Annotated in this window: 15 protein-coding genes and 1 pseudogene; 5 read left to right on the top strand and 11 right to left on the bottom strand. The window is 55.7% G+C overall.

The features are described from left to right. Positions 1–31: 31 nt before the first annotated feature. From BUE92_RS25560 to BUE92_RS25550, 3 genes are all read right to left on the bottom strand, one after another. Positions 32–1,582, bottom strand: a complete 1,551-nt coding sequence (locus tag BUE92_RS25560) for a TIGR04141 family sporadically distributed protein (protein WP_073526955.1) — start codon at positions 1,580–1,582, stop codon at positions 32–34. Positions 1,583–2,041: 459 nt separating this feature from the next. Next, complete coding sequence (locus BUE92_RS25555) at positions 2,042–2,347, bottom strand: hypothetical protein (RefSeq protein WP_073526954.1); 306 nt, start codon at positions 2,345–2,347, stop codon at positions 2,042–2,044. A 302-nt stretch (positions 2,348–2,649) separates the two neighbouring features. Continuing rightward, positions 2,650–3,510, bottom strand: a complete 861-nt coding sequence (locus BUE92_RS25550) for a hypothetical protein (protein WP_073526953.1) — start codon at positions 3,508–3,510, stop codon at positions 2,650–2,652. A gap of 426 nt (positions 3,511–3,936) precedes the next feature. On the opposite strand from BUE92_RS25550, the gene BUE92_RS25545 reads away from it, so the two are divergent. Further along, positions 3,937–4,266, top strand: coding sequence for a DHCW motif cupin fold protein (locus BUE92_RS25545; RefSeq protein ID WP_073526952.1), 330 nt, complete (start codon positions 3,937–3,939; stop codon positions 4,264–4,266). Between the two features lie 163 nt (positions 4,267–4,429). After that, a pseudogene (locus tag BUE92_RS25540) lies at positions 4,430–4,954 on the top strand (tyrosine-type recombinase/integrase); the annotation flags it as partial. A 180-nt stretch (positions 4,955–5,134) separates the two neighbouring features. On the opposite strand, the gene BUE92_RS25535 reads toward BUE92_RS25540, so the two are convergent. After that, a complete protein-coding gene (locus tag BUE92_RS25535) occupies positions 5,135–5,368 on the bottom strand; it encodes a DUF6124 family protein (protein ID WP_073526950.1) in 234 nt (77 codons plus the stop codon). A gap of 455 nt (positions 5,369–5,823) precedes the next feature. On the opposite strand from BUE92_RS25535, the gene BUE92_RS25530 reads away from it, so the two are divergent. Beyond that, positions 5,824–6,270 (top strand): GNAT family N-acetyltransferase, encoded by a 447-nt coding sequence (locus BUE92_RS25530; RefSeq protein WP_073527223.1) that lies wholly within the window; start codon positions 5,824–5,826, stop codon positions 6,268–6,270. 57 nt (positions 6,271–6,327) lie between these two features. On the opposite strand, the gene BUE92_RS25525 is transcribed toward BUE92_RS25530, so the two are convergent. Next, positions 6,328–6,702, bottom strand: a complete 375-nt coding sequence (locus BUE92_RS25525) for a GFA family protein (RefSeq protein ID WP_073526949.1) — start codon at positions 6,700–6,702, stop codon at positions 6,328–6,330. 368 nt (positions 6,703–7,070) lie between these two features. Here BUE92_RS25525 and BUE92_RS25520 point away from each other — a divergent pair, with 368 nt between their 5' ends. Then, the gene (locus tag BUE92_RS25520) at positions 7,071–7,673 is read left to right on the top strand and encodes a hypothetical protein (protein ID WP_073526948.1); all 603 of its coding nucleotides are present in this window, start codon (positions 7,071–7,073) and stop codon (positions 7,671–7,673) included. A gap of 65 nt (positions 7,674–7,738) precedes the next feature. Beyond that, positions 7,739–8,257: a DUF2846 domain-containing protein gene (locus tag BUE92_RS25515; protein ID WP_073526947.1), complete on the top strand. Its 519-nt coding sequence runs from the start codon at positions 7,739–7,741 to the stop codon at positions 8,255–8,257. Positions 8,258–8,419: 162 nt separating this feature from the next. On the opposite strand, the gene BUE92_RS25510 is transcribed toward BUE92_RS25515, so the two are convergent. Genes BUE92_RS25510 through BUE92_RS25485 form a run of 6 tightly spaced genes read right to left on the bottom strand, consistent with a single transcriptional unit; the run spans position 8,420 to position 13,271 of the window. Further along, on the bottom strand, positions 8,420–8,857 hold the full coding sequence (locus tag BUE92_RS25510; RefSeq protein ID WP_073526946.1) for a hypothetical protein: 438 nt from the start codon (positions 8,855–8,857) through the stop codon (positions 8,420–8,422). Beyond that, positions 8,838–9,605 carry an SDR family NAD(P)-dependent oxidoreductase gene (locus BUE92_RS25505; protein ID WP_073526945.1) on the bottom strand — a complete coding sequence of 256 codons (768 nt, stop codon included), beginning with the start codon at positions 9,603–9,605 and terminating at the stop codon, positions 8,838–8,840. Before BUE92_RS25505 ends, BUE92_RS25510 begins: the two co-directional genes overlap by 20 nt. 8 nt (positions 9,606–9,613) lie before the next feature. Continuing rightward, positions 9,614–10,384 carry an SDR family NAD(P)-dependent oxidoreductase gene (locus tag BUE92_RS25500; RefSeq protein ID WP_073526944.1) on the bottom strand — a complete coding sequence of 257 codons (771 nt, stop codon included), beginning with the start codon at positions 10,382–10,384 and terminating at the stop codon, positions 9,614–9,616. Between the two features lies 1 nt (position 10,385). Next, positions 10,386–11,531, bottom strand: a complete 1,146-nt coding sequence (locus BUE92_RS25495; protein WP_073526943.1) for an oxidoreductase — start codon at positions 11,529–11,531, stop codon at positions 10,386–10,388. A 13-nt stretch (positions 11,532–11,544) separates the two neighbouring features. Next, positions 11,545–12,744 (bottom strand): AfsA-related hotdog domain-containing protein, encoded by a 1,200-nt coding sequence (locus BUE92_RS25490; RefSeq protein ID WP_073526942.1) that lies wholly within the window; start codon positions 12,742–12,744, stop codon positions 11,545–11,547. Further along, on the bottom strand, positions 12,741–13,271 hold the full coding sequence (locus BUE92_RS25485; RefSeq protein WP_073526941.1) for a DUF2867 domain-containing protein: 531 nt from the start codon (positions 13,269–13,271) through the stop codon (positions 12,741–12,743). Before BUE92_RS25485 ends, BUE92_RS25490 begins: the two co-directional genes overlap by 4 nt. Position 13,272 lies beyond the last annotated feature (1 nt).

Genomic DNA, 13,272 nt, shown 5'->3' with positions numbered 1-13,272 from the left:
TGGCCGGTCTGATTGACCGTGGCCTGATGGGTCAATTACCGATTCTACAAACCTCAACCTGGTAGCCCATTGCACCGAGCCGCTGGGCGAACTGCCGGAAGTTCACCTTCGAGAAAAACGGCATGTGCAACGTATCGTTGGGTTGCATGATAGCGAACACGATTCTGTTGCGCGGTTGCGCAACAGGGTTGAAGGCGAACTGAAAATTACCCAACTCCGCCAGATGGGCGTTCACCTGAGTAACGACATCGGGGGTGTTGATCAGAGCTTCAGCGGACACATAGGCCTGAGAAAAGAGATGGCTCAGCACGCTCGACGATGAGTACTTCTTGACATGGATGATGTGGTGATCCGGCGTGAGCAGGTCACAAAATTCGAATGGGGCACCAGCACCCGTTAACCTCACCAATTTCTGGTCCAGCAGATAGAAATTTATGTTGTCTGCGATGCGTCTAAGGTAAGCGCCCTCGTGGTCGGTGCCATACGGAGGAAACACCAGGTTGCATGGAACTGCGGCGTCAAAGAAGCGGTTCACTTGCTCGGTGTAATCGCGGTCAATCTGGTACCAATCACCCTCGCTGAGCAGATAGATTTTTCCTTCGTGTTCGATCTCCGCCTCAAGGCACGTATACAGAGGCCACGCAGCAAGTCGTTGCTCGTCTGCACCGTAAAGGTAGATACGTTCGGATGCCAGCGCCTGGCGGGTGAGATCTCGCAGAAGGTGCTTGGCGAGTAGCGCCTGCCGCAGATCCAGATCGAATGTAATCGTCGGGCCGTTGCGAGATCGAGCGCTGTGTTTCACATAGCCGAAGCCGCTGATGTCATTACCAAGTAGCTCGGGTGGCGCCGCACGGACGCGATCGAACTGCTCTATATTTATCGCAGCCACTAAAAGCTCATCCAGTTGGCCCATGAGTGTGGAGTCGCGTACTGGAACGATGAAGTCCATCCAAGGGTATTTTTCCTTGCAGTGCTCGTCTTCGTACGCCGTCAACAGTCGAAGCGCGATCTCCGGGAAGTCTTCGAGCTTTACATCGGAATGCAGCGCCAATGAGTCCGAACCGCTGACGTACTCGCCCTCATCCTGATCGTTCTCCACGATGCCGGTTAGCGATTTCAGGATCTCCGAGTCAAACTTGAAATCGAACTCCGAAATCGACAGCAGCCTCGATGACTGCGCCTTTGAGCGCAGCGGTGTGCGGTCAATATTGGACTTTTCCACGGACTTGATTAGTAATGGATCAGTCAAGCTAAGCGCCGTGCGCAGCCCGAAATAACGTTCAATGGCTAGCGGATCGATCAGGTGCCTGGCGTGGCCAAAAGTGAAGCAAAAGACCCTGCCGCTGACTGCCAGGACGAGGAGGGCTTTGAGCGATCTGCCGGTAAGGTCGAGGCCAGCCACATCTGGGATGGCACCGAATAGTTGCGTCCACTTCGGATGGGAAGGGTTTTTCTGATGGTAAAAGAGGCACTCAACATCGCCCAATGAAAAAGCGATAGGTCGCAAGTTGACCTCATCGGAAAGTGCGTCCTGAACGGTTCGCCCTTCCTTGAGCAGGAACACGTTGATGGTGATCTTCACACGTCACTCCTTGACCTCTCGCTTTGATGTTAAATTGACATCTGCCTCTGTTTCCGTCAAGCACGCACGATGTGGTTGAAAATCATCGATAAAACCTTCCCCCTGCGAATTTCGAGGTTTATGAGCGAGGACGCATTACACTTTCGTATCACCCAAGTAATGCACTAGGAGCGGCAATAAACGGAACCTGGCGGCGATGTTCATGCCTGGCGCCCCGCTTAGGGCATCATCAACCTAAGTACCTAAGTACCTAACGGTGCTCTCAAGCTTCGTATGGCCAAGCAGCAGTTGCGCTGCTCTCCGGTTTTTCGTTCTGCGATAGATCAGCGATGCTTCTCATATGGTCGCTCTCGACGTCCGTTTTGGGTCGAAAACGGTCGCTTGTGAGAGGCTGCTTCTGGCCGATAGACGTCTTCCGCTCCGACAGTGGCGCGTCCTGTTCTCATGTCCGATCAGACCTCATGCCCCCCAATTCAAGGGTATTTCGAACACTTTGGCAACCCGAGCCAGTTTCTCGGCAGATCTGGCAGAGATAGCGAGAGAAGGCTCTTTGATCATATAGAGCAGATGATCAAGTGCGACACCTGCCTCGCCGTGCGCGATGTAGTCCAGAACGATCTCTGCCCCATTCTCAAGACCAGACTGTGCCAGTGGATGATCATCAGGCACGGGGCTAAGCTGCGCATATGCAGCGGACATCAGTGTAGAGACCTCATCCAGCACTTCGAGGAGGTCTTCACGCACATCGGGACTCAGCTGATTCATTCGGCTCTATCCATGTCGTCATAGCCTCAGTTTTGTACCACTATTTGCCTAAGAGTCGCAGCGCTGACTCTACGACGGACACCTTTCGACCTGTAGCGGCCATTGGCCGATCACTCAAAACGGCCGATTGAAGTACTAACGAAACAGTGACGACTCAGATTAATGGTGGACGAAAGCGTCTGCCTCGCATGCAAAACATTACTTGAGGCCCGTGGGTTTCGAAAATTTTTATACACGGCCACTTCTAGCCGTCCTCACTGATTTATAGTCAACCGTGCTCAGCTTCGGTTTGAATTATTTAACTACAATACTTTTATAGGAAACTTTTGATACGCCACTGACCCCTTACTCATTGCGTCTAGCCTGGCGTGGTCGAATCTGTCGTGACTTTCGATCAGATTTCTCAGCTTTGTGAAAAGCTTATCCGCTTTTTCGTCTATGAACTCACCTAATTGTAATTCGCATAAGCGTGCAAAAGCTTCTGCTCGAAGTCCAAGAGCTACCGCAAAATGATAAACAGCAAGGCGCCGACGTTCCTTGTCCCAATATTGCAGTGTTTTTACACCCTCTGCTTCAGAGTGCTCAAATATTTCGCCAATTCCTACTAAGGCCGACATTTCATCTGAAAAGCTATGAACGGAATCACACAACGGCGCATAATAAGCGTAGTAAGTATTCTCCCATCCCAAAGCCTTGAATAAACCTTTGCCACCAGGATATCTAGCGACATCGGCCCATTTTTCATTGAAATGCGATAACATAGAAGAACCATTTTTCTGCCTCGCTTGGGCCGCAGGGTTTTTAGCATCTTGCGACTCAAGATATGCTGCCCAAGCTTTTCCGTTGCTTTCGATCAGTTGATTGCTGCTACGCAGTAGGGCACGGCCATTATCTCCTTCATCCATACCCACGTAGAGCTTATTGGCAGATTGCTCCATCACTACGCGCGATAGGGCTTCAAGCGTCGAATATGATTTGTTCTTAAGGCATTCGCAAGCTTGACGGCAAAACTCACCAATTATGCGTAGGTAGTGTCGTATGATTAATCGTTGAGTGTCGTCTGTTAGAGCAGCCAAAAGCGGATCTTTGTGTTTTTTGATCAGCTCTTCTAAATCCGAATTGAAGTTCAAGATTGTGTAGGTGTCCTTCTTCAAGTCAATCACTGCTGGTCCTTCTTAATTTAAACAGAGTTTACGATCGACGTAGACTACGTAATTCCCCTGATTTTGGGGAGTAGTTGCGCACAAAACGCTTAAGCGTATCGCTGCTCATAGCTCGTGACCCCTTCTGGCGGCTGCTGCTTAGAACGCCAATGCGCGTGTAAGCAGCGAAGGATGCACTTTGGTGGTGGAACCACGCACTGACCGGCAGAGTTGCGCGGAGGATAGTATGTCTCGTTGAATGCTCGCTTTCGACCCAAAGCGGTCTATGAGTTACCTGCGATAGCAGCACCAAATGGCTATCCATTGACAGGGTGAAGGCAGTTTCTCTCACCGCGCCTGTATCCCATAAATGCGGGCCTTCTGTGTCTATCGGCACCATCGCCCGAATGATACGGTCTGCATTTATTGCATTTCGATGAGGCAACAATGGATCTCACTGCAATCCCATTTGGTACCACCGATTGGTCAACGATAGAGCCGGTGGCACATGCCGGTCAGACAGGCACAGCCTATTGGCGTACCTGCCAGTTTGGTTCAGAGCGTGTGCGGATGGTCGAATACAGCCCTGGATATCTGGCCGATCACTGGTGTTGGAGAGGGCACATCCTGTTGTGCCTGGAGGGTCAGTTGCATACAGAACTGGAAGATGGTCGTCAGTTCACACTGACACCAGGCATGAGCTATCAGGTGGGCAATAATGCTGAGGGACATCGGTCATTCACTACGATCGGGGCGAAGTTGTTCATTGTGGATTAGTCGTGGGAGCAACCTGTAAAACGCCCCCCAAATCCGTTGGCAGCTGATGCGTCCGCAATCTGGGGTCGGAAAAAATACTACTGTGCGGATGACTGCTCCTGGCCGGTTAGCGACCGTTGCTCCGATTAGCCATCCTTGTCCTTCCACACGTGGAGGACTTGTCATGAACATCATCGCTACCTGCAGATGTCAGTCCTGGAACAAAGGAAAACTGGTCGGGCAGAAAACCCCACTCCGACTTAGATATATCTGGGCCATCCGAGTAAGGCTTCAAATTGCGGAAAGAACCCGAGATCTGGCTCTCTTCGATCTGGCCATCGACAGCAAGCTTCGAGCCTGCGACTTAACCAAGTTCCGCGTACGCGATGTTGCTCATGGCGAGCACTTATCATCACGAGCCATGGTGATGCAGCAGAAAACGCAGCGGCCTGTGCAGTTTGAGATCACTGATCAAACACGATCTGCTCTCGGGGCCTGGATACATCGGGCCCAGCTACGCAGCGAGGACTACCTTTTTCCTAGCCGGCTGCATACTTCAGACCATCTATCTACTCGTCAATACGCTCGTATCGTCAAAGGTTGGGTGAAAGCCGTGGGCCTTGATCCAGTCATGTATGGCACACACACAATGAGACGCACGGAGGCATCACTGATCTATCGCAGGACGAAGAACCTGCGGGCGGTTCAGTCGACGGTCGAAGTCAGACCGTCGCTAACCGGCCGAACGCAGTCGCCGCTCTCGTCATCGCAGAGGGCTTTGTGCCGAGGCTGATCCATCAAGGCCACCAAGCGCCAACTCGCCGAGTCGTTGTACGTGGCTTATAACGACGCGACGAGTTATCGAGCTATTGAATTGAAGGGTTAATCATCAACCAGGGCAGGCCGCTTCGCGGTCCAGGAGTCTGGCGGTGAGGAGTACGCCCAGTTCGCTCAGTTGGTGGATCGCCAGGGCGATGTCGCGGTGTTTGCCGTTGAGGTCTTCGGACAGGTCGAGCAGCAGGGTGCTGACGCTGGTGAAGGTTTCGTAGCTGTTGGTGATGAGGGTTTCGTTGCTGGCGTTGGGGGCGACGGTGAAGAGGGTGGTTGAATCTGGTTTGAGCATGTTTGAATTCCCGTTTAGGGCCATCATCCTTTAGCTACTAAACATAAGGGTGGCGGCTGTGCGCAGGTTAGTAGACCGGGGAATCCAAACAAAGCCGGCGCACCCGAAGGTGCCCTGCGCACAGCCACCATCAAACACAGACGTAATGTCTGATCGGTGAAGCTTGTGCACGTTGTCTGGATTAACCTTCAGGCTACTAAACCCGATCACTGAACAATTCAGCGACCGAGCCACCTTAGAGACGGCCACCTCAGCGCACAAGCCGGCGGATTCTGACGCAGGCGTAGGCAATGGAGCAAGGTGCAGCAGGGGAATCGGATTTTGCCTTCAGGCGCTGCGTGATCGTTTGGGGTTTTCGCGAGCAAGCTCGCTCCTACAGGAGTGACCTTGCAGTGTTCATCACCTCAAACGAAATTGTTAGCATTGAACGAGTTTCATATTGGAGGCAGGGATGGATGAAACGATATGAGGTTCAACGGATCACCCACCTTCCGCGCCAGATACAAGCGCTGGAAGAGGAAGCCGTTGGGGAGGGTTTCAGATTCCTCACTCGTCTGATTAACGAATGGCACTCTGGAGCAAACCGCTTTGATGCACCAGGCGAGTGTCTGATGGCGGCTTATTTGAATCAGCAACTGATAGGCATCGGAGGTCTTTCAGTTGATCCCTATGCTGAAAACAATGTGGCCAGACTACGGCGGGTGTACGTCGCAGCTTCGTCAAGGGGGCAACACGTCGGGCAGGCGCTGGTAAAGGCGCTTGTTGAACGTGCCGCTCTCAGGTTTCAGGTCGTGCGTCTTTTCACGGATACGGCTGAAGGAAGCGCCTTTTATGAGCGCTGCGGCTTCAAGCGGACAGATGATGCTCAGGCGACTCATATCATGCGGCTTGGCGGTTTCTGAGGCGGGCAGCTTGGCCGGTTTCAGCCGGTCATAACCAGCTTGAATGACTCGAAGCAGTCAGCCGCACCAGTGGACTGCGGAGTCGACATGAATGTGTTTTTGCTTTTCAGCTATGAAGGGCGTATCGAGCGTGCCCAGCGCTATCGACACCCAGTCGGCAAACTCGCCTTGAGACCGTGACCAGAACAATGCCGAGCCACAGTGCGTGCAAAATTCGCGTGACACCGCCTCTGAGGATGCATAGGTTTTGATGCTGTTGGCGCCGGAAAGTATCCGTAGCGCGTTACGAGGAACACTGCCGTAAGAAGCGAATGCAGCCCCGTGACCTTTGCGGCACTGGCGGCAATGGCAGTGGCTCACTGATTTGGGCGTGGCGGATAGTTCGTAAGTGACGGCTGCGCATAAGCAGCTTCCCTGGTACACCGTTGCCATTCGCTTTCCCCGTCATGCGAAAACGTCAGCGTACCCAAGCTCAGGCTACTAAACCCGAATCACTGAACAATTCAGCGACCGAGCCACCTTAGAGACGGCTACCCCAGCGCACAAACCGGCGGATTCTGACGCAGGCGTAGGCAATGGAGCAAGGTGCGGCAGGGGAATCGGATTTTGCCTTCAGGCGCTGCGTTATCGTTTGAGTTTTTCGCGAGCAAGCTCGCTCCTACAGGAGTGGGTTGTTATCAAGGTGCGGGTAGCTGGACAATAGAGGCCGACGAGCCAGCAACCAAGCACCAGATGTGCGAACTCTTGGTTTGCTCGGGTGGGATCTACAAACTGCAAGATTATTGATCGGAAAAAAACCAATGCTAGGGAAAGTCAGCAGTAAGTATCTCTTCTGGGCCACGGGCGTGCTCTGCGCGACCCTTCTGTTCGGGTGCGCGACGCCACGCTACGACGGCAAGCACGCACCGGACCCGAGTAAGGCAATCATCGTGGGTTCGATTGGTGAGAGCTTTCCGATGATGCAGCCCCATGGGCTGGTGGTTGAGATCAAGCAACAGGGAGCCCCCGGCACCGCATTACGGCTGACGACGCTGGGCAATGAAGATGATCAGCCATCTCCCTCTGTGCTGGGCCATTACTTCATGTATGAAGTGCCGCCGGGTGAGTATGAGTACACGCAGTGGCATTACGTGTATTACGCGGGTAAGTCGATGCCGCGCCCGGTGCCTGCGGTTTTCTCGGTGAAGGCCGGGGAAACTCTCTATATCGGCGATCTGCGCGTCGATGCGCTGCGCTTTTGCCTGTCCAACGTGAACAATGCCGAGGACACGGTGCAGGCGCTCAAGCGCAAGTACCCGATGCTCAAGGACCGGAACATCGTCAATCTGACGCCGAAGAGTGGTTTTGCGCCTTGGCCGAGTTCTGATGCCACTGACTTCGGTAAAGGGTTGTGCACGATCTGAATCCGGTAACGGTGACGGTCATTGAACCCGCCGCCCATTGATCCACGTTCAAGGAGTTTCATGCCATGCGCTGTACGCTACTCTGGGCCAGCCTGTTCGCAGGCCTGGTCTCACTGACCGGCTGCATCAGCGGTCCGGACCTCAAAGGCCAACCATTCTTCACATCACCGGCAGAGCCCCGTGCGGATGAGGCCACGGTTTACTTTTATCGCACGGCGGCGAGCATCGGTAGCGGGGTCGCTCCGACTATTCAGGTCGATGGCCGCACCATCGGCAGCTTGCCTTCCGGTAGTTTTTTCAAGGCCGGCATTCCCGCCGGCAAGCACAGCGTCGCCTCCACCTCGCCACCTATCATCAGCGGTATGGTTAACCAGCGTTTCGATATCACCGTCGAGAATGGCAAGGTGTATTACATCGCCGACCAACTCAGCACCTCTGACTACAAGGATGGGCAGACCTTGGGTGAAGTCGACGGCCGTCGTTTCAGCGGAACAATGTTTTACTCGCGCTACGCGCTTGTGCCTGCCGAGGAAGCGCTGCGTTCTATCAAGTGGTGTCAGGAGCTGCCGGCAACCGCACGGTAATCCGCGTCCTACATCATCCAAAGCCAACTTGCCGACAGAGAGCAACCCCACAACACTGCGGCATTGTGGGGTTGTTAGCCGTTGCGCTTGAGCCCCCTGAAATATCCGACTAAAGCTAGGGGTAAGCAGGAACGCTCAGTGGGTGGATGGCCCCCGGCAGGATCAGTAAGCGCGTGCCTCTTCTCGGCTGGATGGTGCACCGCTGCGCTCGAATAACCTATGCGAAAACTCCAGCACCGCCAGCAACAATTGAACGGCACCCAGCACCAGCAGGAAAGGTGAAGCGCCACTGCTGACGGCCACTACCTGCACTACTACTACGATCACGCGTAGCAGGGCGCTGAGACGGGCATGTTCGCGTGTGGGGGCTCGCCAACGTACAACGCCCCACACAAGGTATGCCCAGGCGCCGATGTTGAGCAGGAACATAGCCGTGGGGTCTAGCGCCGAGAAGTGGCTGTCGAAGCCCAGTTGCAGATCAACCCATTGGATCAGTGCATAGGCCCAGATGGACACGATCGGCAAGGCGAAGGGAGCCATCGCGAGAATGTCGTATGCAGCGCCGACACGTACGATTTTTTCATGGGTGGATTGGGTCATTGCGGGTCTCCTCCTGGAGTGGCTGGTTCAACAAGTCGCGGATTTCCTGGAACTCACCCGATTTCAGCCCAAGATGATGGCGCTCGGCCAAGACCTGAACGATATGCGCAGCGCGGGATTCTGCGTCGACGATGTAGCCGGGCACTGCCGCCCGTTGGCGGAGTGCGACAAGGTCACTGAAGCGTTCATCCGCCGCCATGATGGTCTTCGCCACCGTCGTCTGGACGTTGCAGAGCCCCAGCACGGCAAAGAATGTGTGTGGGTTTTCCAGGTGATAGATTTTTGCCAGAGCGTTCAGCGCCGCCTTGGAGACCGAATATGAGAGCATCCCGGCACGTTGGCGCAGTGCCGAAATCGATGATGAAAACACCACGGTGCTGGGAGGCTGCGTCGCACTCAGCAGGATATCCAGGACCATTTTCACCGCGCCCAGGTTAAGCGCCAGGACGCTGTTGAACTCCTGCATCGAAGTTTGCGTGGCCAGTTGTGGAGGGCTGCCGAACCGACCCGCATTCAGGTAGACGGTGTCTACCGGGGCAGGGGAGCGCGATAGCAACGCCTGCAAGGTTGCCGGGGCGCGGTCGATATCGGTCAAATCGCACCTGAGGAAGTGAAAGCGCTCCTGTGACGGGATATTGGCCGCAGGATTGCGTGATACCGCGAGCACCTCGTCGCCCCTGGCCAAGTGATAACGTGCCAGAGCGTTGCCGATACCGGTGCTCACACCGGTGATCAATATGCTAGCCATGATTGCCCCTAGAATTTGCCGATGTGATAGCCGCCATCGGCGCTGAGCACCGAGCCGGTGATGTAACTGGATCTGCGGCTCAACAAAAACACGATCGCGTCGGCGATTTCCTCTGGATGGGCAAAACGTTTCATGGCGGTCACGTCACGCTTGCGCTGGGTGTTTTCCGGATGGGCCGCGAGCCGTTCCGCAGAGTTCATACCGCCCAGTGTCGGCCCGGGCGCTACGGCGTTGACGCGTACGGCAAAACCGGATTCGCTGTCGCAGGCATTCTCTATGGCGGCGACCTGCGTCAAGGCATTGAGCGCGGTCTTGCTGGCGACGTAGGCCGCCTGATTGGCCATAGGCATCACGCCCGCGCACGAAGACACATTGACGATCGCTCCATCGGGGTACCGGCTGATCAGTTCCAGTTCTTTTTGCAGGCAGTAAAAGGGGCCGTTCAGGTTGGTGTGGATGACCCTGTCCCAGTCCTGCGGTGCGCTGGTCGCGATTGGCGCGTAGGGGGCGGTAATGCCTGCGTTGTTGATTGCAAAGTGCAACTGATCCACCTCGCCAGCCACCGTCGCGAATGCCTCGGCTACCGACGTGTGCGACGCCACATCGCAAAAGATGAACTGCGCCGAAGCCCCCAGTATCTCTAGAGCGGCGTCGGCCTTCTGCTGGTTCCTGCTCATCAGGAACAGGTGTGCGCCCGCTTTGGCTAACTGTTTTGCCACCGCCAGGCCGATGCCGCTGGCACCGCCGGTAATGACGATGTTCTTGTCTTGAAATTCCATGTTATTGATTCCCGTAATGGATGTGAGCGGGACGCTTGTAGCGCTCATTCACGCAGCAATACACCCGGTCGAGTTGCGGGTTGCTCTTGTCCCGAAAGCAGTTACCGTCAAACCGGCATTGCTGAACCTTGTCTGCATGGCCGGCGAGCGACTTGCTGATCAGGTCGTTATCGGCAAAAAGAGCTCGGCTCATACCGATCAGGTCACAGTGACCCAACCGCAGTTGATTTTCTGCTTCCTGCAGGGAGCCAATGAAACCGGCATAGCCGACCGGCAGCGAGGTGAACGACTTGATCAGGCGTACCCCTTCGACGAACTGTTGCTGAATCGTCGGATGGGCAGACAGCATGTAGCGGAAGGTTTCCTTGATGGTGATCGAGCACATGATTGCCGAGGTCCCGGCGTTTTCCAGGGCAGCCACCACATCCTGGAGCAGTTCCGGTTGCTGCCCGTTGGCGCCTACGCAATCATCAATGCCCAGGCGCACGGAAACCTCCAGTTCTCCTGCGGTAACCCTGTGAATGCGGTCGATGACTTCCAACAGAAACCGCGCTCGCTTGAGCGGGCTTGCGCCGTAAGCGTCATTGCGATGGTTGGTCCAGGGCGATAGAAAACTGCTCAGCAGGTAGCCATTGGAGGCCTGAAGCTGGACCATCCTGGCGCCGGCCTGTCTGGCTCGCAGAGCCGCTTGAGCAAATTGATCGCAAACGACGTCGATGTCCTCGACACTCATCTCCAATGCCTCGGCGCCGCGGCTGCCGGATAACGCACTGCGGCTCGGGCAAAGCAGCGGTTGGCCGCTGATCTGTGTGCCCCCTTGGGCGCCGTAATGCTGAAGTTGTACCACCACTGGACAGTCCCGCTGGCGACCGTACTCCACCAGCGGCGCGAGCTTTTCCACGTTGGCATTGCTGTGCAGGCACAGGCCTCGCGCATGCAGGCGCGTGGAGGGCGCTATGGAGGAGTTGCCCAGCACCACCATGGCGCAGCCACCGTCGATCACATGTTGATAGAAACTGAGCATTTCCTCGGACAGCGAACCGTCCGAAGTGGCCAGGTCGATGCCCATCGGCGCGAAATACAGGCGGTTTTTCAGCGAAACGCCCTGACCGATCATCAGTGGGCGCTGTGATAACTCATAGCTCATGGGCGCAGGATCCTCATGCCACGATTTGCTCGGGGGCCAGAGGGTCAGGTGAAGAGCCAGCGTTCCATTGCATCTGCCCGGCAAAGAAGCAGTGGCACTTGATCGTTTCACGCAGTTCGCTGGCCTGGCTCTTGGACAGCTTGTCGAACACCAGCACGCGCTGGTCGGGTTCGCCGGTGGAGCAAGTCGAGGCAACGGGCAGGCTGAGGAAGCCGCCCCCTTCGATATACAGCGATACGGTCGTGACCGTGCTCCAATTGATGCCTTCGGCCTGGTGAGTCACCAGCACGCCCAGTACCGAGAGCAGGCTCAGCCTGGCTTGCAGCGCACTGTCGGCGTGATGCACGAGGATATTCTTGGGCAAGCGATCAGAAGGGGTGAACCAGTGGTCCTGAGGGTAGTTCAACGAACGCATGCGTTTGAACAGCGGTAACTTGATCACTGCGCCTTGCAGCCAGAGACGCGATACCAGCCGGCCGTTCTGATAGAAGTTTGCGCACTTGTCGATGGACTTGGGTTGCGATCGCTTCAGGCCGTGGGTTTGTTGCACCACGACTTCGACCTCGTAAGCCGATTCGGTGTAGGCATTGAAGGAAATGCGCAAGTCTTCGATGGAAATGGAAACCGCACCGCGCTGATGGCCCAAGTAGTTGTAGACGTAGTGGTACATGGCTTGCCTGGCCACTTCGATCAACATCAGGCCCGGTACATGTTCGTGCTGCTTGTTGTAGAAGTAGTAATTCTTGGTGTCGTTGATCAACAGGTAAGAGCCCTGCCTGGCCTTGTCCCACTGCGCGAGCGCCTCAAGGCATTCGATCATGCGTATTACCTGGTCGGGCGGTATGTGGGCATCACCGCCCTGAAAATGCTGGGCCAGGTAGCGTTGGGCCTGGTGGGGGATGAATTCAGCCGTGAGGATGAAGTGGTCGTCGCACTCGGTATAGAAGTCAGCCAGGCGGATCTCGAAGGTGGAGAGAGTGCCGGCCTGTTCCGCACTGAGGGTCAGGGGCAGATGGCGCAGCACATACCGGCCGTCTTGGGCACGGTACAGCTGTTTGAACAGGTCCTGACCCTGGGGGTTGCCAGCCAGTATGTCGGCACCGATCGAAGCATTGAGAAAGCTGGGCAGAATCAGCCTGGGTCGACCGATCAATACATCCCTGGGTGTGTCTTTGTGCAACAGATGAGGGTCAATTGAGTCTGCGCTGTTCATGAGTTGCGATCTCCAGGTGAGCGAGTTGGGGAATGTAGGGGGAGACGGGACAGCAAACGCTTGATGATGAGCCCATGTACCGGCGCCACCGGTAGCATGTACAGGCGGCCGAACGTGTTGAAGGTCTTGACGGAGGTGGTGATATGCAGGCAACGCGGTTGCGTGAGAGGTGTATCGATCGAGACCATGACCGCCAGGTGGGTATCGCGTGAGGTCAGTACCAGCTTCTGTGCGCTGATGGCTTCGATGGTGAAGAAGTCGAGTTTTTCGCCGACCACCGGGGCGCACTGTGGTGTGACACCCGAGAACCCGCCGATCCGCTCGACGTGAAAGTGCTGTGAGATGCTGTCGCGCAACCTGAACGCGCCTCTCAGCCAGGCGGGCGTCGCGGCGGTCATCTGGCAGTACAGTTCCAGTGGCGTGGCTTGGGTGTCGATGAGTGCGCTGGCAGAGTGCAGAAAACCCAGCTCGTTGCGCGCGGCCACCAGGCTGGCGCACGGTGGGATCTGGTTATTTGACGTCTTCATG

Origin of the sequence: Pseudomonas fluorescens (assembly GCF_001902145.1) — a bacterium.
GTDB lineage: Bacteria > Pseudomonadota > Gammaproteobacteria > Pseudomonadales > Pseudomonadaceae > Aquipseudomonas > Aquipseudomonas fluorescens_BV.
Note: the sequence above shows the minus strand (reverse complement) of the source record. Positions and strands in the feature narration are given on the sequence as shown.

Excerpts from the sequence above, each read along its gene's own strand:
- BUE92_RS25555 (WP_073526954.1), bottom strand. The coding sequence starts at position 2,347 with ATGAATCAGCTGAGTCCCGATGTGCGTGAAGACCTCCTCGAAGTGCTG.
- BUE92_RS25545 (WP_073526952.1), top strand. The coding sequence starts at position 3,937 with ATGGATCTCACTGCAATCCCATTTGGTACCACCGATTGGTCAACGATA.
- BUE92_RS25535 (WP_073526950.1), bottom strand. The coding sequence starts at position 5,368 with ATGCTCAAACCAGATTCAACCACCCTCTTCACCGTCGCCCCCAACGCC.
- BUE92_RS25530 (WP_073527223.1), top strand. The coding sequence starts at position 5,824 with ATGAAACGATATGAGGTTCAACGGATCACCCACCTTCCGCGCCAGATA.
- BUE92_RS25525 (WP_073526949.1), bottom strand. The coding sequence starts at position 6,702 with ATGGCAACGGTGTACCAGGGAAGCTGCTTATGCGCAGCCGTCACTTAC.
- BUE92_RS25520 (WP_073526948.1), top strand. The coding sequence starts at position 7,071 with ATGCTAGGGAAAGTCAGCAGTAAGTATCTCTTCTGGGCCACGGGCGTG.
- BUE92_RS25515 (WP_073526947.1), top strand. The coding sequence starts at position 7,739 with ATGCGCTGTACGCTACTCTGGGCCAGCCTGTTCGCAGGCCTGGTCTCA.
- BUE92_RS25510 (WP_073526946.1), bottom strand. The coding sequence starts at position 8,857 with ATGACCCAATCCACCCATGAAAAAATCGTACGTGTCGGCGCTGCATAC.
- BUE92_RS25505 (WP_073526945.1), bottom strand. The coding sequence starts at position 9,605 with ATGGCTAGCATATTGATCACCGGTGTGAGCACCGGTATCGGCAACGCT.
- BUE92_RS25500 (WP_073526944.1), bottom strand. The coding sequence starts at position 10,384 with ATGGAATTTCAAGACAAGAACATCGTCATTACCGGCGGTGCCAGCGGC.
- BUE92_RS25495 (WP_073526943.1), bottom strand. The coding sequence starts at position 11,531 with ATGAGCTATGAGTTATCACAGCGCCCACTGATGATCGGTCAGGGCGTT.
- BUE92_RS25490 (WP_073526942.1), bottom strand. The coding sequence starts at position 12,744 with ATGAACAGCGCAGACTCAATTGACCCTCATCTGTTGCACAAAGACACA.
- BUE92_RS25485 (WP_073526941.1), bottom strand. The coding sequence starts at position 13,271 with ATGAAGACGTCAAATAACCAGATCCCACCGTGCGCCAGCCTGGTGGCC.